The sequence below is a fragment of the Hoeflea sp. EC-HK425 genome, assembly GCF_902498795.1.
Taxonomy (GTDB): Bacteria; Pseudomonadota; Alphaproteobacteria; order Rhizobiales; family Rhizobiaceae; genus Hoeflea; species Hoeflea alexandrii.
In genome coordinates, this window is the sequence record NZ_LR701572.1 from 3,938,636 (window position 1) to 3,961,307 (window position 22,672).

The 22,672-nt window shown below is 63.0% G+C and carries 21 protein-coding genes; 4 read left to right on the forward strand and 17 right to left on the reverse strand.

The window, feature by feature from the left end:
• Nucleotides 1-9: 9 nt before the first annotated feature.
• The 12 genes from miaB to SPHINGO391_RS21605 form a co-directional block, all read right to left on the reverse strand.
• Nucleotides 10-1,419: a tRNA (N6-isopentenyl adenosine(37)-C2)-methylthiotransferase MiaB gene (gene miaB, locus SPHINGO391_RS21550; RefSeq protein ID WP_152010766.1), complete on the reverse strand. Its 1,410-nt coding sequence runs from the start codon at nt 1,417-1,419 to the stop codon at nt 10-12.
• 42 nt (nt 1,420-1,461) lie between these two features.
• A complete protein-coding gene (locus SPHINGO391_RS21555; RefSeq protein WP_152010767.1) occupies nt 1,462-2,259 on the reverse strand; it encodes a 1-acyl-sn-glycerol-3-phosphate acyltransferase in 798 nt (265 codons plus the stop codon).
• 48 nt (nt 2,260-2,307) lie between these two features.
• Nucleotides 2,308-2,733, reverse strand: a complete 426-nt coding sequence (locus SPHINGO391_RS21560) for a Fur family transcriptional regulator (protein ID WP_152010768.1) — start codon at nt 2,731-2,733, stop codon at nt 2,308-2,310.
• A 66-nt stretch (nt 2,734-2,799) separates the two neighbouring features.
• Nucleotides 2,800-3,291 carry an N-acetyltransferase gene (locus SPHINGO391_RS21565; protein ID WP_152010769.1) on the reverse strand — a complete coding sequence of 164 codons (492 nt, stop codon included), beginning with the start codon at nt 3,289-3,291 and terminating at the stop codon, nt 2,800-2,802.
• Complete coding sequence (gene tsaB / locus SPHINGO391_RS21570) at nt 3,291-3,974, reverse strand: tRNA (adenosine(37)-N6)-threonylcarbamoyltransferase complex dimerization subunit type 1 TsaB (RefSeq protein WP_193217372.1); 684 nt, start codon at nt 3,972-3,974, stop codon at nt 3,291-3,293. The genes SPHINGO391_RS21565 and tsaB overlap by 1 nt, the downstream gene beginning before the upstream one ends.
• Before the next feature lie 97 nt (nt 3,975-4,071).
• The gene (locus SPHINGO391_RS21575) at nt 4,072-4,635 is read right to left on the reverse strand and encodes a NifU family protein (RefSeq protein ID WP_152010771.1); all 564 of its coding nucleotides are present in this window, start codon (nt 4,633-4,635) and stop codon (nt 4,072-4,074) included.
• A 95-nt stretch (nt 4,636-4,730) separates the two neighbouring features.
• Entirely contained in the window at nt 4,731-5,222 is a 492-nt protein-coding gene (locus tag SPHINGO391_RS21580) for a universal stress protein (protein WP_152010772.1), read from the reverse strand.
• A 120-nt stretch (nt 5,223-5,342) separates the two neighbouring features.
• Nucleotides 5,343-6,407 (reverse strand): tryptophan--tRNA ligase, encoded by a 1,065-nt coding sequence (gene trpS / locus SPHINGO391_RS21585; protein WP_152010773.1) that lies wholly within the window; start codon nt 6,405-6,407, stop codon nt 5,343-5,345.
• A gap of 92 nt (nt 6,408-6,499) precedes the next feature.
• A complete protein-coding gene (gene murJ / locus SPHINGO391_RS21590; protein ID WP_152010774.1) occupies nt 6,500-8,086 on the reverse strand; it encodes a murein biosynthesis integral membrane protein MurJ in 1,587 nt (528 codons plus the stop codon).
• Between the two features lie 24 nt (nt 8,087-8,110).
• Nucleotides 8,111-10,951, reverse strand: coding sequence for a [protein-PII] uridylyltransferase (locus SPHINGO391_RS21595; protein WP_152010775.1), 2,841 nt, complete (start codon nt 10,949-10,951; stop codon nt 8,111-8,113).
• A gap of 129 nt (nt 10,952-11,080) precedes the next feature.
• On the reverse strand, nt 11,081-12,538 hold the full coding sequence (locus SPHINGO391_RS21600; RefSeq protein WP_152010776.1) for a RimK family protein: 1,458 nt from the start codon (nt 12,536-12,538) through the stop codon (nt 11,081-11,083).
• Complete coding sequence (locus SPHINGO391_RS21605; protein ID WP_152010777.1) at nt 12,531-13,643, reverse strand: peptidase C39 family protein; 1,113 nt, start codon at nt 13,641-13,643, stop codon at nt 12,531-12,533. The genes SPHINGO391_RS21600 and SPHINGO391_RS21605 overlap by 8 nt, the downstream gene beginning before the upstream one ends.
• A 257-nt stretch (nt 13,644-13,900) precedes the next feature.
• On the opposite strand from SPHINGO391_RS21605, the gene SPHINGO391_RS21610 reads away from it, so the two are divergent.
• Nucleotides 13,901-14,641 (forward strand): sulfate transporter family protein, encoded by a 741-nt coding sequence (locus SPHINGO391_RS21610; protein ID WP_152010778.1) that lies wholly within the window; start codon nt 13,901-13,903, stop codon nt 14,639-14,641.
• A gap of 247 nt (nt 14,642-14,888) precedes the next feature.
• Entirely contained in the window at nt 14,889-16,115 is a 1,227-nt protein-coding gene (locus tag SPHINGO391_RS21615; RefSeq protein WP_193217373.1) for a 6-phosphofructokinase, read from the forward strand.
• 80 nt (nt 16,116-16,195) lie between these two features.
• Here the strand turns inward: SPHINGO391_RS21615 and SPHINGO391_RS21620 are convergent, their stop codons facing one another.
• Together SPHINGO391_RS21620 and nth are read right to left on the reverse strand one after the other, a co-directional pair.
• Nucleotides 16,196-16,936: a class I SAM-dependent methyltransferase gene (locus SPHINGO391_RS21620; RefSeq protein ID WP_152010779.1), complete on the reverse strand. Its 741-nt coding sequence runs from the start codon at nt 16,934-16,936 to the stop codon at nt 16,196-16,198.
• A gap of 7 nt (nt 16,937-16,943) precedes the next feature.
• Nucleotides 16,944-17,744: an endonuclease III gene (gene nth, locus SPHINGO391_RS21625; protein ID WP_152010780.1), complete on the reverse strand. Its 801-nt coding sequence runs from the start codon at nt 17,742-17,744 to the stop codon at nt 16,944-16,946.
• Between the two features lie 63 nt (nt 17,745-17,807).
• On the opposite strand from nth, the gene SPHINGO391_RS21630 reads away from it, so the two are divergent.
• Both SPHINGO391_RS21630 and SPHINGO391_RS21635 read left to right on the forward strand, forming a co-directional pair.
• Nucleotides 17,808-18,278, forward strand: a complete 471-nt coding sequence (locus SPHINGO391_RS21630; protein ID WP_152010781.1) for a DUF2244 domain-containing protein — start codon at nt 17,808-17,810, stop codon at nt 18,276-18,278.
• Nucleotides 18,279-18,393: 115 nt separating this feature from the next.
• Nucleotides 18,394-19,290 (forward strand): bifunctional helix-turn-helix domain-containing protein/methylated-DNA--[protein]-cysteine S-methyltransferase, encoded by an 897-nt coding sequence (locus SPHINGO391_RS21635; protein ID WP_152010782.1) that lies wholly within the window; start codon nt 18,394-18,396, stop codon nt 19,288-19,290.
• 64 nt (nt 19,291-19,354) lie between these two features.
• Here SPHINGO391_RS21635 and SPHINGO391_RS21640 read toward each other — a convergent pair whose 3' ends face one another.
• Genes SPHINGO391_RS21640 through SPHINGO391_RS21650 form a run of 3 tightly spaced genes read right to left on the reverse strand, consistent with a single transcriptional unit; the run spans nt 19,355 to nt 22,643 of the window.
• Nucleotides 19,355-19,990: a 2,3-bisphosphoglycerate-dependent phosphoglycerate mutase gene (locus tag SPHINGO391_RS21640; RefSeq protein ID WP_152010783.1), complete on the reverse strand. Its 636-nt coding sequence runs from the start codon at nt 19,988-19,990 to the stop codon at nt 19,355-19,357.
• Between the two features lie 44 nt (nt 19,991-20,034).
• Complete coding sequence (gene dapB, locus SPHINGO391_RS21645; protein ID WP_244615314.1) at nt 20,035-20,865, reverse strand: 4-hydroxy-tetrahydrodipicolinate reductase; 831 nt, start codon at nt 20,863-20,865, stop codon at nt 20,035-20,037.
• Nucleotides 20,862-22,643: an ABC transporter ATP-binding protein gene (locus tag SPHINGO391_RS21650; protein WP_152011684.1), complete on the reverse strand. Its 1,782-nt coding sequence runs from the start codon at nt 22,641-22,643 to the stop codon at nt 20,862-20,864. Before SPHINGO391_RS21650 ends, dapB begins: the two co-directional genes overlap by 4 nt.
• Nucleotides 22,644-22,672 lie beyond the last annotated feature (29 nt).

Sequence of the window (22,672 nt, forward strand, 5' to 3'; positions counted from 1 at the left end):
ACTTGGCGGTCATTCCGCAGGCTCCGCGTAAAGACCGGTGGTGCCGGGTTGCGTGATTCGCACCCTGACAATGTCACCGATTTCCCCCAGCTTTGCATCAACTATTACCGGCTGCAGCCAGGGAGAGCGGCCAATTAACTGGCCGGTGTTGCGTCCGGGTTTCTCCAGCAGCAGATCGACCACTTTTCCGACACATTCGCGGCCAAAGGCCCTGGTCTGCTCGTTGATCAGATCCTGCAGCCGCGCCAGGCGCTCGGTCTTGACCGCCTCGTCGACCTGGTCATCCATATCTGCTCCCGGGGTACCTGGCCGGATCGAGTACTTGAAGGTGAAGGCCGAGGCGTATCTGACCTCGCGGACCAGCCGCATGGTGTCTTCGAAATCCGCATCCGTTTCGCCGGGAAAGCCGACGATGAAATCACCCGAAAGCGCGATATCCGGGCGGGCGGCGCGGATGCGCCCGACCAGGTTCACATATTCAGCCGCGGTGTGGCGGCGGTTCATGGCCTTGAGGATCCTGTCCGAGCCGGCCTGCACGGGCAGATGCAGGTAGGGCATCAGTTCGGGCAGATCGCGGTGCGCCGCAATCAGCGCGTCATCCATGTCGCGCGGATGGCTGGTGGTGTAGCGGATGCGGTCAATGCCCTCGATCGTCGCCAGGCGACGGACCAGTTCACCCAGACCCCATTCGCGGCCATCCGCGCCCTTGCCGTGCCAGGCATTGACGTTCTGACCCAGAAGCGTGACCTCGCGGACGCCGGCCTCCGCCAAGCGTTCGGCCTCTCCGAGGATCCGGTCGACCGGACGGGAGACCTCGGCGCCACGGGTGTAAGGCACGACGCAGAAGGTGCAGAACTTGTCGCAGCCTTCCTGGACGGTGAGAAAAGCCGCCACACCTCGGGCGCGGATGGCTTTTTCCGGCGCGTTCGGCAAGCCGTCGAACTTGTCTTCGGCGGGAAACTCGGTCTCAACGACGCTCTCGCCGTTTCGCGCCCTTGCCAGAGCCTCGGGCAGGCGGTGATAGGTCTGCGGGCCGATGACGACATCGACGACCGGCGCGCGGCGGATGATTTCCTGACCCTCGGCCTGGGCAACACAGCCGGCAACCGCGACCATGAGGTCGCCACCAACGGCGTTGCGTTGCCTCTTGAGCTTGGCCAGCCGTCCGAGCTGGGAATAGACCTTTTCGGCGGCCTTTTCACGGATATGGCAGGTGTTGATGAGGATCAGGTCTGCCGCCTCGACCGTATCGACGGTCTGATAGCCGTCACGGGTCAGTGCGTCGCCCATGCGCTCGCTGTCATAGACATTCATCTGGCAGCCATAGGTCTTGACGAAGACCTTTTTGGACTGTCCGCCGGCTTGCGCGCCGTCACCTGCTTCGGAAGCGGTGTCAGGTATGAGGGTTACTTGTGTCATGCGGGGCTTTTAGCGGCAAAATCGTGGCTTGAAAATGGCCCCTCAGCCATTGAATTTGCCGCGAAGGGCTGCACTCAGGCCGTCGCGCACCCGGGCCTCGACCAGACGGGCGGTCTTCTTGCGGTCAGTGGCCGCATCAAACGGGATGGCCTCGTTGAAGACAACCTCGACATCAAGGGCGCCGTCGCGGATGACACGCAGCATGTGCGGCCCCAGCGCCACGTCTCCCGGCCAGCCGGCAACGGGCCGGTGATAACGCCCCATCGGCATGCCGTGAATGCCTGTGTAGGCGATGGAAACCGGCTGTATGTGGACCACGCCGCCGGGGGCAAAGGGCAGAGCCGCACTCGCCGCACCAAACAGCGAGGAATTGAAAGGCATCACCCGGTTGCCGTCCGACGTGGTTCCCTCGGCAAACAGCACCACCACTTCCCCCGCCAGCAGCCGGCTGGAAACCTCGGAAATCTGGTCGCCGGTCTTGCGCCGGACCTCGCGCTCGACAAACACCGAGCGCTGCAGCCGCGCCAGCCAGCCCAGCACCGGCCAGGTGCGGACTTCCGACTTGGCGATGAAGACGACGTCTGCCACCGACCCAAGCACCAGAATGTCCTTCCAGGAGACATGGTTGGCGACCAGCAGGAGAGGTCTTTCCAGCGCCAGGCTGCCCCGGACATGCACCCGCAGGCCGATGACACGGCACATCAGCCGATGCCACCAGCGCGGCAGGCGCTGCATCACCGAGTGGCCGAAGCCCAGGGCCACCAGCTGGACGGGCAGAAGCGACAGCGTCAGGATCAGAAAGGCTGCAAGGACAAAGACGATGCGCAGGGCGGCAATCATGGCAGAACCGGCAGGGCTGGCAGACGGACAATATCCGGCATCGTCGTGCTATTTCTTGTCGGGCTTGATCGGGATTCCGTAAAGCTCCAGCCGGTGATCGACCAGCCGGAAGCCGTGTTCGCGGGCAATGCGCTCCTGCAGCGCCTCGATTTCCGGTGAATGAAACTCGATCACCTGGCCGGTGCGCAGATCGATGAGATGATCATGGTGTTCTTCGGGCACCGTCTCATAGCGCGAGCGGCCGTCGCGGAAATCATGCCGCTCGATGATGCCGATGTCCTCGAACAGCTTGACGGTCCGGTAGACGGTGGACATGGAAATGCGCGGATCGACCAGGACAGCGCGGCGGTGCAGTTCCTCGACATCGGGATGATCATCGGCGCCATCGAGCACGCGGGCGATGACCCGACGTTGCTCGGTCATGCGCATGCCGCGCTCGGCGCACCTGTCTTCCAGGGATTTCTGCTCGTCCATCGCCTGCCCCGCCGGTTGATAGGGAGAGGTTATGCCGGCGAACCTCAGCCGACGATCCCCTGCGGACTAGCGAAGATCGCAGCGCATGACAAGCGCCGTCGTGCTCGACGCGCCCGCCTGTGCATAATAGGCGCGGCGTTCACCAACCTGGACGAAGTCGAGCCTGCGGTACATGGACACCGCAGCCGTGTTGGTCTCGTCGACCTCGAGAAACATTTCCTCGGCGCCGCGCCGCCTGGCTTCCTGCATGGCGCTGAGCATCAGGCGCCATCCCAGACCTGCGCGGCGCTGGCGGGGCGAGATGCCGATCGACAGGATCTCGGCCTCCCCCGCAGCTTCGCGCGACAGCACAAAACCGGCCGCCGCGTCACGGGCGCGCCCCTCCGGACAGGCAAGGAAACCGAAGACGGACTGCTGGGAAATGAGGCTTTCAAATTCGCCATCCCCCCAGGCCCGTGCGAAGGCCTCGCCGTGAATGCGCGAAGCCGTGCGCGCATCCTGCATTTCAATTGCGAGGATCAGACACTGTGGTTGACGCGAGAACAGGTTGAAGACCATCAGATGACCGCCTCGTGCGGAAGCACGAAACCGGCCTGCGGCTTGGCGTCGGCATCCCGAAGGTAGCGCGGTTCGGCCGGGTTCGACACGGGATCGAGGCCTGCCGCAAGACGAGCGACATCGGCGATATCCGGTGCGACCGGGTCGCCGATGATGCGCGTGTTGAGAGACGGAACATTGCTGGCAAGAAGCGCTGCGCCGCTGCCGATGATCATGCAGCCGGTTTCGACGGCCCGTGCGGACGCGGCCTCGGGCATCAATTCGGCCGCCGGGGCGATCACCGTGCCGTCCGCGGCAACCAGCAGTGCCCAGACGTGATCGCGCCTGGCATCGAGAACAGCCATGACGGCCTTGCCCCGGTCTCTTGCCGCCGGGAGAGCGATCGCTTCGAGCGATCCCACGCCCAAAGCTGGCACATCGAGCGCAAGCGCAAGACCGCGGGCAAAGGCGACTCCGACCCGGATTCCGGCAAATGAACCGGGCCCGATGGTCACCCCGATGCGCCCGACCTGCGACAGCTTCTTACCGGCATCGGCCAGCACCGCCTCAAGCACGGCCGGCAGCTTCTCGGCATGGCCACGGCCGATATCGGGGCTGGCGGACGCAACAATCCTGTCCTCACCCGCGTCATGCAGGGCAACGGCGCAAAACCTTGCGGAACAATCAATGGCGAGCGTCAGCACCGGGCAGATCCATGGGAACGGGCCGCACGAACAATGCGCGGCAACTTCATGCCGTTGTTAATAGGCAGAGGGGCCGGCGTGGTAAAGACTGTTCGCGTCAGACGGCTTCGACTTCGCGCACTTCGGGCACGAAATGGCGGAGCAGGTTCTGGATGCCGTGCTTGAGCGTTGCGGTCGACGACGGGCATCCGGCGCAGGCTCCCTTCATGTGAAGGAACACCTTGCCATCGCGGAAACCACGGAAGGTGATGTCTCCGCCGTCCTGGGCCACGGCCGGCCGGACCCGGCTTTCAAGCAGTTCCTTGATGGTGGCGACGATGGTCTCGTCACCCGCCTCAAAGAATTCCTCATCGGTCGCCGGAACGCCGTCATTGCCCGCCGCCATGATCGGCGCGCCTGACATGAAATGCTCCATGATGGTGCCGAGAACGGCCGGCTTGAGGTGCTGCCAGTCGGGCCCTTCCTTGGTGATGGTGATGAAGTCGTAGCCAAAGAACACGCCGGTAACGCCGGGAATCCCGAACAGCTTGGCGGCGAGCGGCGAAGCCAAACCGGCTTCGTCAGCATCCCGGTAATCGGCGGTCCCCTGATCCATCACCACCTTGCCAGGCAGGAACTTCAGGGTCGCGGGATTGGGGGTGGATTCGGTCTGGATGAACATTGTCGGTCTCCCTGCCAGTTGCAATGACCGGCTAGTTTAGAATTCTTCAAAACAAGATAAGCCTCGATGGGCCCGCAATCAAGGGCGGATATGCTTCAACTCAATGCATCGATCTCGTCATCGGAGAGTGCATCGGGAATGACGGTGACCGGGATCGGGAAGGCCGCGCCGCGTCCGGCAATCGAGGTCACGAGCGGCCCGGGACCGTCCTTGGCGGAGCCTGCGGCGAGAACGAGGATGGCAATATCCTGGTCTTCCTCGATAACCGCGTGGATTTCCTCGGTGGTCTTGCCTTGCCGGATCACCACTTCAGGATCGATGCCGATGATCTGGCGCATCTTCTCGCTGGCCTTGGCGAGCGTCGCCTCGGCCTCTTCCATCGCTTCGGCGCGCATGATCTCCTCGACGCCGAGCCAGTGCTGGAAATCGCCAGGCTCGATCACATAGACCAGAACCAGACCGCCGCCGGAATTGAAAGCCCGCATCCCGGCGTAGCGCATGGCGCGCTCACACTCGGGCGTGTCGTCGATAACTGCGAGGAACTTGCGGCGGTGGCCAGCCTCGCGTGAACGTCTTCGTGATACCATGGGCGGGACAATGCCATCAGAGCGGGCTGCCCCGCAAGTGCGATTTTGAGACCCGCAAAGGCGGGCGGATCAGGCCGCATCCGGAGGAATGCTGCCTGATCCCAGGCGGATGGACCGGCCCTAGACGAAGCCGATGATCTCGCGAACGTCGGCCATGGTCTTTGCGGCGATGGCGTTGGCGCGCGCGCTGCCATCCTTGAGAATCGCGTCGATGTGGCTCGGATCATCCATCAATCGATGCATCTCGCGGCTTACCGGCTCAAGCACGTTGACTGCCAGATCGACCAGGGCCGGCTTGAATACCGAGAACTGCTGGCCGGCATATTCGTCGATCACATCCTTGCGGGTACGGTCGCTCAGGGCGGCGTAGATGCCGACCAGGTTCTGCGCCTCGGGCCGGCCTTCGAGCTCCTCGACCGTTTCGGGCAAGGGGGCTGGATCGGTCTTGGCCTTGCGGATCTTCTTGGCGATCGTATCGGCATCGTCGGTGAGATTGATGCGCGAGAGGTCCGACGGATCGGATTTCGACATCTTCTTGGAGCCGTCGCGCAGGCTCATGACGCGCGGCGCGGGGCCCTCGATCAGCGGTTCGGTCATCGGGAAGAAGCCCGAGACCTTTTCCTCGCCGACCATCATCTCGACGCCGAGACCGGTAGCGCGGATGCGGTCGGAGAAATCGATGTTGAACTTCTGGGCGATGTCGCGGGTCAGCTCAAGGTGCTGCTTCTGATCCTCCCCGACCGGGACATGGGTGGCGCGGTAGAGCAGGATGTCGGCGGCCATCAGGCTCGGATAGGCGAGCAGGCCGAGCGAGGCGTTCTCACGGTCCTTGCCGGCCTTGTCCTTGAACTGGGTCATGCGGTTCATCCAGCCGATGCGCGCGACACAGTTGAAGATCCAGGCGAGTTCGGCATGGCCGGGCACGGCGGACTGATTGAAGACAATGTGCTTGACCGGGTCGATGCCCGAGGCAATGAAGGCGGCGGCGATGGACCGGGTCTGGCCCTTCAGGTCCTCGTGAACGAGCTGGGCGGTGATCGAGTGCATGTCGACCACGCAGAAGATGCAGTCATGCTGATCCTGCAGCGCCACAAACTTGCGGATAGCGCCAAGATAGTTACCCAGATGCAGATTGCCGGTCGGCTGGACGCCGGAGAAGACGAGCGGCTTGAAAGTGGCGGACATGGTTTGCTCCCGCCGGGCTTGTGGAGGGCCCGGATACCTCGTTGAAATCGGGCGGGGTTATGCGGCTGCAAAGGTGTGAGGTCAAGGGCCTATCAAGCCCGACCGTCCGGGTCCGGACCCTTTTTGCGACGTTTGAACAACCGGGCGAATTCACGCCGGTCGAGTGCTCCGGTGAGAAAAGCAAATCCGAAATAGACCACGGCACTGGCGAGAACGGTCACAAGCACCGATGCCAGACGGACCGGCAGCGACGCATCAAGCAGGAGATGCGGGAAGCTGGCATCGGCCCACCACAGCAGAACGCCCATCAGCGCCGCGCCGGTAACGATGAGCAGGATGCGGCGAATGGTGAGAGCAGCCGGCCGGAACAGGTCTCTCGTCACGAGCTGCTGGCCGAGATACAGCGCCGAGAGCCAGCCGGCGAGACTGGTTGCAATTGCAAGGCCCATCACGCCAAGCCGTGGAAACAGCAGCAGGCTGCCGGCAATGTTGACAACCACCGATATCGACGAGGCCCACAGCGGCGTGCGCATGTCTTCGCGGGCATAAAACACAGGCGTGAAGATCTTCATCAGCACGAAGGCAGGCAGACCGATGGAGAATGCAGCGAGGACCTCAGAGGTGACAAGGGTGGTTTCCCGGGTGAAGGCACCGCGTTCAAACACCAGCGCGATGATCGGTTCGGGCAGCAAGGCAAGGCCGACAGCGGCGGGAACGGTAATCGCCATGCCGAATTCGAGGCTGCGGTTCTGCAGATGCAGGGCTTCCTTGGTGTTTCCCGCCCTGAGCGCACGGGAGAGTTCGGGCAGCAGGACGACACCGATGGCGATGCCGATGACACCGAGCGGCAACTGATTGAGGCGGTCGGCATAGTTGATGATGGCGATGGCCCCGTCCTGGGCGGACGCGATGATCTGGCCGACAAGCAGGTTGATCTGGGTGATGCCGCCGGTGACCGCGGCGGGCAGGGCCAGCCACAGGAGACGCCGCACGGCCGGCGTCAATCTCGGGCGAACGAACCCGATGCTGAAATTCTCGCGTCTGAGTGCCCAGACCAGCAGGCCAAGCTGAAGCACGCCGGAAAGGGTGACCGACCAGCCCAGAACCTTGCCTATGTCCGGTGCGGAAAGGTCGAAGTAACCTGACGCCGTCAGTCCCGAAACAAGCACCACATTGAGCAGAACCGGCGCCAGTGCCGCCAGGAAATAGCGCCTGAGCGAATTGAGGATGCCCGCCAGCATGGCGACAAGGCTCATCGCGGCCAGGTAGGGAAACATGATGCGCGCAAGCAGCACGGTCAGATCGAACTTCTCCGGATCCGTGGCAAATTTGGGGGCGATCACGGTGCCGACCAGGAACGGCATGAAGACCATCGCCAGCGCCGACAGCACGAACAGCGACAGGAGCAGGACCGAGAGCACCTGCTCGGCGAACTTCCTTGCCGCCGCCTGCCCGCCGCCCTCGATCTCCTTGGCGAAAAGCGGCACGAAAGCCGCGTTGAACGCGCCTTCGGCAAACAGCCTGCGAAACAGGTTGGGGAACCGGAAGGCGGCGTAGAACGCATCGGCGACGGGACCGGCGCCAAGAAATGCCGCGATCATCGCCTCACGAACGAAACCGAGAACGCGGCTTGCCATGGTGGCGCTGCCGACGCTTGCGAATTTTCCGATCAGGCTCATGCGGCTGGTCTCTTCATGCCGGGATCACGCCGAGGTCTTGCCGCGCCGGGTCGAGCCTTGTGGTGCGATCATGCCCGGAGGCATCCTGTCGCGCACCTCGTCTTCTTCCTTGGCGAGCACTGCCTTGAGCCGTGCGATTATGTTGATCTGGCGGTTCTCGTTGGTGATCTTCATGCCAACCAGATCCCGCACGTAGAAGGTGTCCACCACCTTCTCGCCGAAGGTGGTGATGTGGGCCGAGGCGATGTCGAGCGAGAGATCGGACAGGACCGAGGTGATCTCGGAGAGCAGACCGGTGCGATCGAGACACTCGACCTCGATAACCGTGAACTTGTTGGAGAGCGTGTTGGAAATCGTCACCTGCGGCTTAACGATAAAGGGCCGTTTCTTCGACTTGCCACGGGTCTTGCGGGCGATCACTTCAGGAATGTAGGCCCTGCCGGCCAGCACTTCCTCGATCATGCGGCCGACCGAAGCGCCGCGTCTGAGCTCATCCTCGTCATCGGGCAGTTCGCGGTTGATCAGGATGGTGTCGAGCGCGCGGCCGTCGGATGTGGTGAAGACCTGGGCATCGGCGATGTTGGCGCCGGCGGCGGCGCAGGCGCCGGTGACGATTGACAGCAGCCGCGGATGGTCGGGCGACAGCAGGGTGATTTCGGTGATGGCGTGGAACGCGTGGGTGCGCACCATGGTGGCCAGCTGCTTCTTGGCCTTGTCGGCCTCGCGGACAAAATTGGCATGGCGCACCTGTTCCTCCAGCGGAACAGCCAGAAGATAGGGCTCGTAGTGGAGCTTCAGATAGGCCTTGCGGTCCTTCTGGCTCCAGTCGGACAGGGCCTCGCCCAGCGCATCGCGGGCATGGGCGGCGCGTTCCTTGCGCGAGACTTCGGAGAAGCCGCCCGAAAGCATCAGTTCGGTCTCGTAGTAGAGCGTGCGCAGCAATTGGCCCTTCCAGCCGTTCCAGACGCCGGGACCGACGGCCCGGATATCGCAGACCGACAGGATCAGCAGCATTTTCAGCCGCTCGAGCGTACGCACACTCTCGGCGAAATCACTGATCGTCTTGCGGTCATTGAGGTCGCGGGTCTGGGCAACCATCGACATGGTGAGATGCTCCGCGATCAGCCAGACCACGAGCTCGGTCTGGTGCGGATTGAGGCCAAGCCGCGGGCAGAGCTTGCGCGCCACCTTGGCGCCGGCGACGGAGTGATCTTCAGGCCGTCCCTTGGCGATGTCGTGCAGAAAGACGGCCACGTAAAGCGCCTCGCGCTCCTCGATGCCGGGCATCAGCTTGGAGGCCAGCGGATGTTCGCGCTCGCCTTCGCCCTTGTCGATGCCCGACAGCACCGAAACGGTGCGGATCAGGTGCTCGTCGACCGTGTAGTGATGATACATGTTGAACTGCATCATCGCGACGATCTTGCCGAATTCCGGAATGAAACGGCCCAGAACGCCGGCCTCGTTCATGCGCCTCAGAATGACCGCCGGCTGCCGCTTGGAGGTCAGGATCGACATGAAAAGCCGGTTGGCCTCCTCGTTCTCGCGCAGTTCGGCATTGACCAGCCGCAGCGAACGGGTCACTCGCTTGAGTGCATCGGGATGGAACTCCAGTCCGCGGATATCGGCGAGATGGAACATGCGGATGATGTTGACCGGATCGCGCTTGAAGACCTCTGCATCGGCAAGGTTGATGCGGCCCTTGTCCTCGAGAAAATCCAGCGTTCCCGGGATCTTGCGCGGGCGGCTAGCAAAGCGGCTGATAACGCCGGTAAGCCCCGGAGCCTGCTTGGCCTGCTGGTCCTCGAGCCCGGCGCAGAAAATCCGGGTCAGGTCGCCGACGTCCTTGGCGACAAGGAAATAGTGCTTCATGAAGCGCTCGACCGCCGACAGGCCGGGGTGGTCCTGGTAGCCAAGGCCCGAGGCGATGTCGCGCTGGATATCGAAGGACAGCCGCTCCTCGGACTTGCCGGTGAGATAGTGCATGTGGCAGCGCACGGCCCAGAGGAAATCCTCGGCCTTGACGAAGAGGTTGAACTCGCGGCGCGACAGCACGCCAAGCCCGACCAGCTCCTCGGTGTCACGAATATGGTAGAAATACTTGGCGATCCAGAACAGGGTGTTGAGATCGCGCAGGCCGCCCTTGCCTTCCTTGACGTTGGGCTCGACCAGATAGCGGGTGTCCCCGGCCTTGCGGTGGCGCTCGTCACGCTCGGCCAGCTTGGCGGCAATGAATTCGGGACCCGTGCCATCCACCACCTCGTTTTCGAAGCGCTGGCCCAGGTCGCTGAAGAGCGCCCGCTCGCCGCAGATGAAACGGGCTTCGAGAATGGCGGTGCGGATGGTCATGTCAGAGCGCGACAGCCGGATGCATTCATCCACATTACGGGTCGCGTGGCCGACCTTCAGCCCCATGTCCCAGAGAATATAGAGGATCCATTCGACAACCTGTTCGGTCCAGGCGGTGTTGCGATAGGGCAGCACGAACAGAAGATCGATGTCGGAGCCCGGTGCAAGTGTGCCGCGGCCGTAGCCGCCAACGGCGGTGACGGTCATGCGCTCGGATTTCGAAGGGTTTTCGACCCGGTAGACGTGAACGCTGGCGTAATCATAGAGCGCGGCGGTGATAACGTCCTGCAGATGCGAGATCCGCATGGCGCAGGCGGTGCCACCGCCATCGTCGAACAGCATGGCACGGGCGGTCTCACGGCCGAGCGCATTGACGCGCTTGACCTCGGCGAGCACGTCCATCCGGGCCTCGTTGCTGGCCCCGCCATGCTTTGCGGCGATGGCGTTGAGCGCCTTGCGCAGTTTTGCCGGATCGACAATCTTGTTGAGATCGAGGCTGTCTTCGGCGGCTTTGAGCATGAAGTGGGTCCTGGTCGCAATCAATGTGCCGGCCCGGCGCAGCGAGCCGCGGCTGCTATAGCCTGTTTCGCCCGGAAACGACAGCCCGCGCGCGACCGGAGGCGCAAGGCCTGGCGCATCAAGCCCGGCTCAGGTCGCTATGCGCTCGATGAACCAGTTGGTCAGCCGGGTCCAGACCTCGTCCTTCTCCGCCGCGTCTTCGACGCCGTGCTCGAGATTGGGGTTGTCGTTGACCTCGATGACGAAGACGCCGTCATCGGTTTCCTTGAGATCAACGCCATAGAGACCGTCACCGACCGAACAGGCGGCGCGAAGGCCGGTGTCGAGCACCAGCGGTGGCACCTGGGCCAGCGAGAACGACTTGAAGCCGCCTTCCAGCGGCTTGCCACCGGTGTCGTGCTTGACGATCTGCCAGTGCTTCTTGGCCATCAGGTACTGCACGGCAAACAGCGGCTTGCCACCGAGCACGCCGATACGCCAGTCGAACTTCGTCGGCATGAATTTCTGCGCGATCAATACTTCGGAATCGTTCAGCCAGGCACCGGCCAGGGCCTTGAGTTCGGCCATGGAGGCGACTTTCTTGACGCCCCGGGAGAACGACGAATCGGGCACCTTCAGCACCATGGGAAAACCGAGCTGATCGGCGGCGCGCTGGAAATCCTCCGGCCCGATCAGCATCACCGTATCGGGCACCGGAATGCCGTTGGAGGCCATCAGCTCGTCAAGATAGACCTTGTTGGTGCAGCGGATCATCGACACCGGATCATCGATCACCGGCATGCCCTCCTGCTGGGCGCGGCGGGCGAAACGGTAGGTGTGGTTGGAGATCGAGGTGGTTTCGCGGATGAACAGCGCATCGAAATTGGCCAGCCGCGGCAGGTCCTTTCGCCCGATCGGCTCGACCGAAACCCCCATCCGCGCTGCGATCCGCGACCAGTGCTTCAGGCTTGCAATCGAAGACGGCGGCAGGGCTTCGTCCGGATCGACCAGGGTGGCGAAGGAGTAGCGCGCGGGCGCGCGCGACTTCGCGTCCTTCCACTGCCGTGCCGTATAGCGCGCCATGGCCTGGAAGAAGGCTTCGCGTCCCGTGTCATCGAGCTTGCTGATCGACTGCAGTCCGATCCTGGTGATGGAGACCCAGTCGCCGTCCTTCAATGTCAGTTCAAGAATCGGAGCCCGGAACCAGTCGAAAAGCAACCGGCCGAAACGCTCGAGCCGGGCATCGGTCGAGGTTCCGAAAAAGATCCGCAGCCGTGACGGCAACGGCTCGCCCCCCTGGCCGCGCAGGCTCTTGTTGAGCGAGTCCTCGAGCTCGGGAATGGCATTCTCGTAAAGCTTGCGCGCCGACAGGTCGATGATGGTCTCGACCGAGGGAATCACCCGCTGACCACGGGCGGCGGCCAGCAGAGAGGCGTAATATCCGCGGCTCTGATAGGCATAGGAGCGCGACAGGTTGATGATGTTTGGTCTCGCACCCCGGAACATTTCCGGCCGGGCAAGATAATCCCGGGTGGCGAGCACCTTGTGCTTGGTGGCAGCATGGTCGAAACCCGCCAGCGCGGTGGACAGGATGATCCAGTCAGACATGGGCAGACTTTCCCTTGATGAGAACGGCGGCGCGCAGGCCCGTGCGGCCGAAACGGGCGATCCGGTCGAAGACTGCGTAGGGGACCGGGATGTTCGCGGCGTCGGCGACGGTTTCGCCGACCTCGTCCTCGACCCAGGGATCATGAACGAAAATGTGGCGGCCGTCATCGCCATGGGCGAGCACCCAGTGCGGAACCTTCTTGCCCATCATCAGGTAACCGCTGACCAGGATGATGGCGACATGCCCCTCGGCCAGCCTTTGGCGGAGCCAGTCGAGCGTGAAAGCCTCGGAGTGCACCGGCGTCCCCGCCTCGGCAACGCGGGCGCGAAAATCGGTCTGGGCCAGCTCCATGACGCGCCTTTTTTCCGGATCGCGCACGGTTTCAAGAAACAGCAGTTCCTCAGTCGAGCACCAGACCTCGGGAACGAGGCCGTGCTCGTGCGCCACCATGGCAAGACCGAACGGCTCGCAGCCACCGGGGCCTGAGAGCATGAACACGGTGGTGGCCTCGCGCCAGAGCCGGATTTCCCAGACCGGATCGAGAAATTCTCCCGACCGGAAGCGGGCCAGCGCCATCAGCAGGCAGGCCGAGCCGCAGGTGAAATCGGCAGTCTGCTCATAAAACGGGGTCAGCACATCCGGGGCCTCCGGGCCGCGCAGGAGCTTTTCAAAGCGAAGGGCTGCCATGCCATCTTCATAATAGTCGGCAACCCGGCCGATGCGGCGGTAGCCGGCATTCCTGTAGAGCGTTATTGCAGCCTGGTTGTCCTCGCGGACCTCAAGCCTGAGCAGGATTCGATCATGCTCCATCGCGGCCTTTTCGGCGGCTGCCAGCAGTGCCCTTCCGTAGCCCTTGCCTGCTTCGCCCGGGGCCACGGCAAGCGAATAAAGACGGGCGAGCGCGGCGCCCGCGCGAAACAGGATCATAGCGTAGCCACGGATCTCGCCGTCGGCTTCCAGCACCAGCGTCTCAGCCGTCGGGCGGTCGATCAGCGTACGGAAAGAACGGCGGGATATCCGGTCGGCTGCGAAAACAGCCTTCTCGATCGCATCCAGCGCATCAATGTCGGAAAGGGTGGCTGGACGTATCCGCTGTGCGGACATGGGCGTTTACCGAAAACAAGTGAATAGAGCCATTTGCGGCCTGCCCCTGAGGCACTCGAATCATGGCTGATTTGTGTCGATCTGTCATCCTGTCCCGGCGAAGATTCGGCCTCCTGGTGGAGTCCGCCAGACGCGGCAAACGTTGACCCTGCGTGCGGCAGTCCCCACATGAGACCAGCCGCCGGTCCGGCAAGACGGGCAAGCCCCGTTTGCAACAACCGGGCCGGTTCGCAGATATAGAAGAAGGGAAGCCGCCGATGATCATTGAAGCCGCCAGAATGGCTGGATCGAACCTGTTCGCACCGGCTTCGCGCTCGGTGCTGTTCAAGTCGCTGGGGCTGACCATCCTGCTTCTCGCCGGGCTCTGGTTCGGGCTTGGCGAGGCGTTTTCGGCGTTTGCCATGCCCTGGCTCGAAAACCTGCTTCCGGGACTGCCCGACTGGGCCGGATGGGCAGGCACGGTGGCGGCGGTCATCGCCGGCATAGGGCTGGCCCTGGTGCTGGCGCTGTTCGTGGCGCCGGTGACGGCGGCGATGGCGGGCCTGTTTCTCGATGACATCGCGGAGGTTATCGAGACCCGCGACTACCCGTACGAAACACCTGGTCGGCCAATGCCGTTGATGCAGTCGATTCGGCAATCGCTGGGCTTTTTGCTGGTGGTGGGACTGGGAAACCTGATCGCCCTGGTGCTGCTCCTGGTGCCCGGTATCAACCTTGCGGCGTTCTTCCTCGTCAACGGCTACCTGCTGGGGCGGGAATATTTCGAGTTCGCGGCGATGCGGTTCATGTCGCCTGCTGACGCCAAGCGGCTGAGATCGCGCAACTCGACGACGATCTTCTTCGCCGGCCTGATCATCGCAGCCTTCCTGTCGGTGCCACTGCTCAACCTGCTGACCCCGATGTTCGCCGCCGGCATGATGGTACATCTGCACAAGATGATCGCGGCGAAGGCGGGCGGCGACCGGCAATCTGGGGTCAGGAGCGATCGGGTAGATTGAACGGTTCACCGCCTTGAGCGGAAAAACGACGCTTGCTGCTGCGCTAGGGAATGCCCCCTTTCAGATGGAACGGCCGGATCGATCCACGACACCGGCGACAAGCGGCGCGATCGCGCGCTCCGAAGCCAGGTTAGCCAGATGCCACGGCGCCCGACGCGTCGGGTCCCATAGCGCTGTCCACCCATTTAAACGCTTGTTCGTTGACCACCATTAATGCCAGATTCAATAAAACGAAGTGCAGGAGGACATGTTTGTGTTTCACGGCAAGGTACTGGTCGCCCAGGGGGGTGGCCCGACGGCGGTTATCAATCAGTCGATGGTCGGGGCGGTCCTGGAATCACGCAAGTTCCGCTCTGTCGAGCTGATCTACGGCGCCGTACACGGTGTGCGCGGGATCCTGGATGAGGATTTTTACGATCTGACCCAGGAGACAACCCATAATCTGGAAATGGTCGCCAATACACCGTCTTCGGCGCTTGGCTCGACCCGGGACAAGCCGGATCTGAAATACTGCCGCGAAATCTTCAAGGTCCTTCGGGCGCACGAGATCGGTTACTTCTTTTACACCGGCGGCAACGATTCCTCGGACACGGTCCGCATCGTGAACGATGAAGCGCGCAAGGCGGGCTACGACCTGCGCTGCATCCACATTCCCAAAACCATCGACAACGACTTGGTCGAGAACGACCACACGCCGGGCTTCCCCTCGGCCGCGCGGTATGTGGCTCAGGCGTTCATGGGCATCAATCTCGACAATGCGGCGCTGCCTGGCATCTACATTGGCGTTGTCATGGGGCGTCATGCAGGCTTTCTCACCGCCGCCTCGGCGTTGGGCAAGAAATTCTCCGATGATGGTCCTCATCTCATCTACATGCCCGAAAGAACCTTCGAGATCGATCAGTTCCTCAGGGACGTCAAGCAGGTCTATGACCGGCTCGGGCGCTGCATCGTCGCCGTCAGTGAAGGCATCCATGACGGCTCGGGTCAACCGATCATCGCTAAACTGGCCAAAGAGACCGAACGCGATGCCCATGGCAATGTGCAATTGTCCGGAAGCGGTGCGCTCGCCGATCTGCTGACGCAGAAGGTCAAGGAGGAACTGCAAATCACCCGGGTCCGTGGTGATACGCTCGGCTATATCCAACGCAGTTTTGTCGGATGTGTTTCCGATGTTGACCAGAATGAAGCCCGCGAAGTCGGCGAAAAGGCGGTTCAGTACGGGATGTTCGGCGATCGCGACGGATCGGTCACGATCAAGCGCACCGGCCACTACTCGGTCGACTACGAACTGGTCCCGCTGGAGATGGTTGCCGGAAAGACCCGCACAATGCCCGACAACTTCATCTCCGCGTCCGGTCACGACGTGACCGACGCGTTCCGGCAATATCTGCGTCCCTTGCTGGGCAGTGGAATGCCCGACGCCTATCGCCTTCGACCGAACAAGGTGCCGAAGATCCTGGCGGCTCGGACATAGAAGTCAGCACTTGGGCGGGGTCGCGGCGATGACGCCGCATTCGGGCTTGCGGACCTTGCGGCAGAAGCGGTTGCGCAGGATCAGCCGGCAAGTCCGCCCACCGGAATGATCTCCGGTGAGGTCGCCGTCATCGAACCTCCGGTCCAGTCGCCCATCCAGCGGTGAACCTTAAGGCCCGCAGCTGTGACGGCGGCGGCAATCTGCGGCTGCTCGGCAAAAAACAGGCGTGAGGTGGCCTGCCATTGCCTGCCGGACCTAGCCTCGCGATAGACGGTATCGTAGGCAACCGTGCCGGACCTGATTTCAAAACGGGCGTCGTTCCATGCCCCGACCTTCCCCAGATCCGGAACCTCGATGGTCCGGCGTGTCTGGTCGGGCGTCCATTTCCGCCATTCCTCCACCGCCGGATTGCGACTGTCAAAAATGAAGCTTCCGCCGGGCGCGAGATGGGTGGCGATGGTTTCGCAAAGCGCCACTTGATCCTCCAAGGTCAAAAGACACTGAAAGGCGTGGCCGGTCATGACGACGAGGTCAAATGTCTCACCCAGGCGTACGCTGCGGCCATCAGCCTCCACCCAGCGCACATGCTCTGCGCCCTGCCTCCGGCGGGCATGATCGAGCATCGCGGCCGCAGGCTCAACACCGACGACACGGCGGGTTTTGGCGAGAACGGTCGCCAATTCACCGGTTCCGCATCCGAGATCGAGCACTGATTTCGTATCCCGTGCGAGCGTGAGACAGTAATCCTTGTCGGTATCCCATGGATTGTCGATGTCGTAGAAACGGGTGAAATCGGGATCGTGGAAGAGCGATTCGGTCATCACGGCCTCATATGACCTGCGCCGGCAGTTCGACCAGCGGCGCGGGTGCGTCGGTGGTCTTTTCCTTCGACTTGCAGATGTCTGCGATGACGCAGCGTTCGCATTCGGGCTTGCGGGCCTTGCAGCAGTAGCGGCCATGCAGGATCAGCCAGTGGTGCGCGTGGAAAAGGTAGTCTTCGGGGATGATGCGCAGGAAAGCTTCTTCGACTTCGTCGGGGGTCTTTCCCGGTGCGATCCTGAGCCGGTTGCCGATGCGGAAGACATGGGTGTCGACAGCCAGCGTCGGCACGCCAAAGGCCATCGACATCACCACATTGGCGGTCTTGCGGCCGACGCCGGGGAGCGTCACCAGTTCCGCCTCAGTGCGCGGCACCTCGCCGCTAAAATCATCGACCAGCTTTTGGCTCAGCGCGATGACGTTTTTCGCCTTGTTGCGGTAAAGCCCGATGGTCTTGATCATGTCACGGACCCTGTCCTCGCCGAGCGCCAGCATCTTTTCGGGCGTGTCGGCCACGGCAAACAGCGCGCGGGTGGCCTTGTTGACACCGGCGTCAGTGGCCTGGGCCGAGAGCGCCACGGCGACCACCAGGGTGAAGGGATTGACATGCTCCAGTTCGCCCTTCGGTTCCGGTCTCTGGATCGAGAAACGGCGGAAGATCTCGCGGATCTCGTCCTTCGAATAGGGTATCCTCGGGCGGCGGGCGGCAGGTTTGCGCGCCGGGCCTGGCTTGGCGCGGGCCGGCTTCTTTGCCGCCGGGGAAGAAGCAAGCGACAATTTGGCGGATTTCGGGCTCTTGGGCTTTTCCATTCCTTCCCTATAATCAAGGTTCGGGGACATTGGCAAACCAGGCATGATGGAGACCGGGGGACCATGAACGAAGAACCATTGTTTGAAGCGGTCCTCAGTCCGCACCGCTCGCTTGGCCGCCTCGGCTTCGTGCTGCTGATGAGCGTTGTAACGGTCATTACCGCGGTGCACATGGTGATTTTCGCCCGGGTCGGTGCCTGGCCGGTGTTCGCCTTTTTCGGGCTCGATCTGGCGCTCCTGTTCGGCGCGTTCTGGCTGAGCTACCGCTCCGGGCGGATGCGCGAGTTCATCCGCATGTCGCGTACGGATCTCGAGGTGAAGAAAGTGTCCCCGTCGGGACGGGCGGTCGATCACCGCTTCAACCCGTTCTGGACACGGTTCAACATCGATCGTCACGACGAGATCGGCATCACCGGCATGCAAATCAGCGGACAGGGTCACAAGACCGATGTCGGCTCGTTTCTCAATCCCGATGACAAGGAGAGCTTCGCCTCGGCCTTCCAGCGGGCGCTGGCGACGATCAAGAAACGCTGACACTTTCCAGCGAAGCGGCGTGTTTCGGGTGGCAAGGCGGGCTGACGCGTGATTGATTGGGTCCGTTGCCAAACATGTTGCAGCGGATCACCACGCCGTTGCGAGGAGCCTGATCATGACCGTGACCGCCCAGCTAGACCGCGACATCACCCCGAAGGGCGATGACTACGATCTCGTTCGCCAGACCATCGAGCGGATTTCGCTGGACTACCGGGCGCAGCCATCGCTGGAAGACATCGCATCCGATCTTGGCGTGGCACCAGGCAAGCTGCAGAAGACCTTCAGCCGCTGGGCCGGGCTGACGCCAAAGGCATTCCTGCAGGCCGTCACGCTTGACCACGCGCGCCGGCTGCTCGGCGACGAAGGCCTGCCGCTGCTGGAGGCCAGCTACGAGCTCGGACTGTCAGGGCCGGGGCGGCTGCATGACCTGTTCGTCACCCACGAGGCGATGAGCCCGGGCGACTTCAAAACCGGCGGCGCGGGGCTTGAAATCAGCTACGGGTTCCACCCCTCGCCTTTCGGCACGGCGGTTATCATGGCGACGGAACGCGGGTTGTGCGGTCTGGCCTTCGCCGATCCGGGCGAGGAGAAGGCGGCGCTCAAGGACATGACCCGGCGCTGGCCCGGCGCAAGGTTCTCGCCGGACCAGGCGATGACCGCGCCTTATGTCAGCCGGATCTTCTCACCCGAGCAGTGGCGCGCCGACCAGCCGCTCAGAATCGTCATGATCGGCACGGATTTCCAGGTGCGGGTGTGGGAGGCGCTCTTGCGGATCCCGCTCGGGGCCGCCTCGACCTACCAGGACGTGGCACGGGCCATCGGCAATCCGAAAGCCTCGCGCGCGGTGGGGGCCGCGGTCGGGCGCAACCCGATCTCGTTCGTGGTGCCGTGCCACCGGGCGCTGGGCAAATCCGGCCAGCTCACCGGCTATCACTGGGGGATTACCCGCAAGCGGGCGATGCTCGGCTGGGAGACGGGGTGTTTGCAGGCGGGCACTTCGCAGAGCAGCTGAAACAGAAAATCCGCCAGACGATGTCAGGCGGATTTCTCGTTGTCGCGGCCCTGCAAAGGCGCTGTCAGTGCGCCTTGGACATGTCGCCGAGCACTTCCTTGGAAGCGACGGTGGAATCGGCGTTGAGCTTGTAGACCATGGGCACGCCGGTGGCGAGGTTGACCTTGAGGATCTGCTCGCGGTTGAGGCGATCAAGCACCATCAAGAGCGAACGCAGGGAATTTCCATGGGCTGCGACCAGCACGGTCTCGCCGCGCAGCACGCGGGGCAGGATCTCGGTCATGTAGTAGGGCCAGACGCGGGCGCCGGTGTCTTTCAGGCTTTCGCCACCGGGCGGCGGCACGTCATAGGAGCGGCGCCAGATGTGAACCTGCTCCTCGCCCCATTTCTTGCGGGCGTCATCCTTGTTGAGGCCGGCCAGATCGCCATAGTCACGCTCGTTGAGCGCTTCGTCGCGGATCACCTCGAGATCGGTCTGGCCGATACCGTCCATGATCAGGTCAAGCGTGTGCTGGGCACGGATCAGAACAGAGGTGAAGGCGACATCGAACTTGAGGCCGGTGGCCTTCAGCGCCTGGGCGCCGGTCTTGGCCTCCTCGATGCCGAGGTCGGTCAGATCGGGATCCTTCCAGCCGGTGAAGAGGTTTTTCAGGTTCCATTCGCTTTGGCCGTGGCGGACAAGGACGAGCGTTCCGGACATGGTGATTTCCCTTTCTCAGGCGTTTCGGGTTCAGGCGGCTTCGATCAGTGATCGGCAAGTCCGAGCACATCGAGCATGGAATAGTAACCGGGCTTCTGGCCACGTGCCCAGAGCGCGGCACGCACGGCGCCGCGGGCAAAGATCGAGCGGTCGGTGGCACGGTGGCTGAGTTCCACGGTCTCTCCCTCGCCGGCAAGAATGACCGAGTGCTCGCCGATCACCGAACCGCCGCGCAGGGTGGCAAATCCGATGCTGCCGGGTTGGCGCGGCCCGGTGTGGCCGTCGCGGACGCGCACAGAGTTCTCGCTCAGGGCAATCTCACGGCCCTCGGCAGCCGCCTCCCCAAGAAGCAGCGCCGTGCCAGACGGTGCATCGACCTTGTGGCGATGGTGCATCTCCAGCACCTCGATATCCCAGTCGGCCGCGTTGAGCGCCTTGGCTGCCTGGCGCACCAGCACCGAGAGCAGATTGACGCCCAAGCTCATGTTGCCGGACTTGACGATGCGGGCATGGCGCGAGGCAGCATGCAAACGGGCCTCATGGCTCTCGTCCATGCCGGTGGTGCCGATGACATGGACAATGCGGGCCTGGGCGGCGAGATCGGCGAATTCGAGCGTTGCCTGGGGTGCGGTGAAATCGAGCACGCCCTCTGCCCTGGCGAAAACCGGCAGCGCGTCGTCGGTGATCGACACGCCGTTCGGGCCAAGGCCTGCAAGTTCGCCCGCATCCTTGCCCAGCACGTCCGAGCCGGGGCGCTCGATGGCGCCGGCAAGGTGGACGCCGTCGATATCGGCAATGGTGCGGATCAGGGCCTGGCCCATGCGTCCGGCGGCGCCGACCACGATCAGTCCCATGCTTCCGGTTGGTGCGATCATGCCTTGCCTCCGTTCGAATCGGTGTTTGTCGGGGTTGCGTCCGCGGAAACGCTCGAGCCTTTTTCGCTGTAGGCCTGCAGCCGCGCGTAAAGGCCGTCGGTGGTAGCGCTCAGATCGGCATGGCTGCCGATCTCGACCACCTTGCCCGCCTGCATGACGACGATGCGGTCCGCCCTGGCGATTGTCGACAGGCGGTGGGCGATGACCAGAACGGTGCGGTTGCGCATGGCGCTTTCGAGCGCCTTCTGCACCGCCGCTTCGGATTCATTGTCGAGCGCGGAGGTGGCTTCATCAAGCAGCAGGATCGGCGCGTCGCGGACCAGCGCCCGGGCGATCGATATGCGCTGGCGCTGGCCACCGGAGAGGTTGACGCCGTTCTCGCCCAGCATGGTGTCATAGCCTTGCGGCTGGGCCAGGATGAACTCGTGGGCGTTGGCCAGTCTCGCCGCGTCCTCGATCTCGGCATCGGTCGCATCCGGACGGGCGTAGCGCAGATTGTCGCGGATCGAGCCTTCGAACAGCCAGGGTTGCTGAGAGACGTAGGCGATCTGGTGGCGCAGGGACTTCTTGGTGACGGTGGCAATGTCGGTGCCGTCGATCAGCATCTGACCGGATGAAGGGTCATAAAAACGCGGCACCAGCGAAATCAGCGTCGACTTGCCGGCGCCCGACGGTCCGACGATGGCCGTGGTCCTGCCGGCTTCGGCGGTGAAACTGACATCCTCGAGAACCCGCTCGCCATGGCCGTAGCCGAAGCCGACATTGCGGAATTCGATCTCGCCGCCAGCAACCGCGAGCTCGGACGCATTGGCGCTGTCGCCCTGCGTGGGTTGTTCATCAAGGATCTCGTAGATCATGCGTGCATTGACGACGGCGCGCTCGAGATTGATCTGCAGCCGCGCCAGCCGCCGCGCCGGATCGTAAGCCAACAGCAGCGCAGTGATGAAGGAGAAGAAGGCGCCCGGCAGCACGTCGCCGTAGATCGAACGGAACGCCGCATAGGCAATGACGCCGGAAATGGCGATGCCGGCGACAGTTTCGGTCAGCGGCGAGGTGCGCTCGGTAAGGCGGGCAATGCGGTTGGAGCGTTCTTCGGCCGACTTGATCAGACCCGCGGTGCGCCCGCTGATCTGCTCTTCCATGGTGAACGCCTTGACGATGGTAATGCCTTGCACGGTTTCCTGCATGGCCGACAGCACGCGGCTGTTGAGATCGATGGATTCGCGGGTGGCGCTGCGCAGACGCTTCGAGATGTAGCGCAGCGCCAGCAGCACGGGCGGCGACACGACGAGGACGATCAGGCTGAGAACCGGGTCCTTGGTGATCATGACGATGATCAGTGCGACCAGGGTGAGCAGATCTCGCGCAAAGGAGGTGATCGTCAGGTTCATGACGTCACGGATGCCCGCGACATTCTGCGAGATCTGCGCAGCGATCTGGGCCGATCGGGTATCGCCAAAATAGCTGACGCCGAGCGACATGAGATGGTCGATCAGGCGTTGCTGATAGCGGGCAACCAGATTGTTGCCGACCTGCGCCAGCGCCACGGCCTGCCCGTAGGAGGCAGCGCCACGGATGACGAATGCCGCCAGCACGGAACCGCAGATCACCCAGATAAGGTCCGCATTCTTCTTGGCGAAAGCCTCGTTGATCACTGCTTCCATGATCCAGGCCATGAAGGCGGTGGAAGCGGCCACGAGGACGAGGCAGAAAGCGGCAAAGATGTAGGTCTTGACGTAATCGCGGCCATTCTCACGGATGATCCGGCGGATCACCATCGTCAGCGATTCCACATCCTGCTTGATGT

What these genes read in the sequence shown, in the direction of transcription:
- miaB (WP_152010766.1), bottom strand. Translation starts at nt 1,419, where the DNA reads ATGACACAAGTAACCCTCATACCTGACACCGCTTCCGAAGCAGGTGAC.
- SPHINGO391_RS21555 (WP_152010767.1), bottom strand. Translation starts at nt 2,259, where the DNA reads ATGATTGCCGCCCTGCGCATCGTCTTTGTCCTTGCAGCCTTTCTGATC.
- SPHINGO391_RS21560 (WP_152010768.1), bottom strand. Translation starts at nt 2,733, where the DNA reads ATGGACGAGCAGAAATCCCTGGAAGACAGGTGCGCCGAGCGCGGCATG.
- SPHINGO391_RS21565 (WP_152010769.1), bottom strand. Translation starts at nt 3,291, where the DNA reads ATGGTCTTCAACCTGTTCTCGCGTCAACCACAGTGTCTGATCCTCGCA.
- SPHINGO391_RS21575 (WP_152010771.1), bottom strand. Translation starts at nt 4,635, where the DNA reads ATGTTCATCCAGACCGAATCCACCCCCAATCCCGCGACCCTGAAGTTC.
- SPHINGO391_RS21580 (WP_152010772.1), bottom strand. Translation starts at nt 5,222, where the DNA reads ATGGTATCACGAAGACGTTCACGCGAGGCTGGCCACCGCCGCAAGTTC.
- trpS (WP_152010773.1), bottom strand. Translation starts at nt 6,407, where the DNA reads ATGTCCGCCACTTTCAAGCCGCTCGTCTTCTCCGGCGTCCAGCCGACC.
- murJ (WP_152010774.1), bottom strand. Translation starts at nt 8,086, where the DNA reads ATGAGCCTGATCGGAAAATTCGCAAGCGTCGGCAGCGCCACCATGGCA.
- SPHINGO391_RS21595 (WP_152010775.1), bottom strand. Translation starts at nt 10,951, where the DNA reads ATGCTCAAAGCCGCCGAAGACAGCCTCGATCTCAACAAGATTGTCGAT.
- SPHINGO391_RS21600 (WP_152010776.1), bottom strand. Translation starts at nt 12,538, where the DNA reads ATGTCTGACTGGATCATCCTGTCCACCGCGCTGGCGGGTTTCGACCAT.
- SPHINGO391_RS21605 (WP_152010777.1), bottom strand. Translation starts at nt 13,643, where the DNA reads ATGTCCGCACAGCGGATACGTCCAGCCACCCTTTCCGACATTGATGCG.
- SPHINGO391_RS21610 (WP_152010778.1), top strand. Translation starts at nt 13,901, where the DNA reads ATGATCATTGAAGCCGCCAGAATGGCTGGATCGAACCTGTTCGCACCG.
- SPHINGO391_RS21615 (WP_193217373.1), top strand. Translation starts at nt 14,889, where the DNA reads ATGTTTGTGTTTCACGGCAAGGTACTGGTCGCCCAGGGGGGTGGCCCG.
- SPHINGO391_RS21620 (WP_152010779.1), bottom strand. Translation starts at nt 16,936, where the DNA reads ATGACCGAATCGCTCTTCCACGATCCCGATTTCACCCGTTTCTACGAC.
- nth (WP_152010780.1), bottom strand. Translation starts at nt 17,744, where the DNA reads ATGGAAAAGCCCAAGAGCCCGAAATCCGCCAAATTGTCGCTTGCTTCT.
- SPHINGO391_RS21630 (WP_152010781.1), top strand. Translation starts at nt 17,808, where the DNA reads ATGAACGAAGAACCATTGTTTGAAGCGGTCCTCAGTCCGCACCGCTCG.
- SPHINGO391_RS21635 (WP_152010782.1), top strand. Translation starts at nt 18,394, where the DNA reads ATGACCGTGACCGCCCAGCTAGACCGCGACATCACCCCGAAGGGCGAT.
- SPHINGO391_RS21640 (WP_152010783.1), bottom strand. Translation starts at nt 19,990, where the DNA reads ATGTCCGGAACGCTCGTCCTTGTCCGCCACGGCCAAAGCGAATGGAAC.
- dapB (WP_244615314.1), bottom strand. Translation starts at nt 20,865, where the DNA reads ATGATCGCACCAACCGGAAGCATGGGACTGATCGTGGTCGGCGCCGCC.
- SPHINGO391_RS21650 (WP_152011684.1), bottom strand. Translation starts at nt 22,643, where the DNA reads ATGGTGATCCGCCGGATCATCCGTGAGAATGGCCGCGATTACGTCAAG.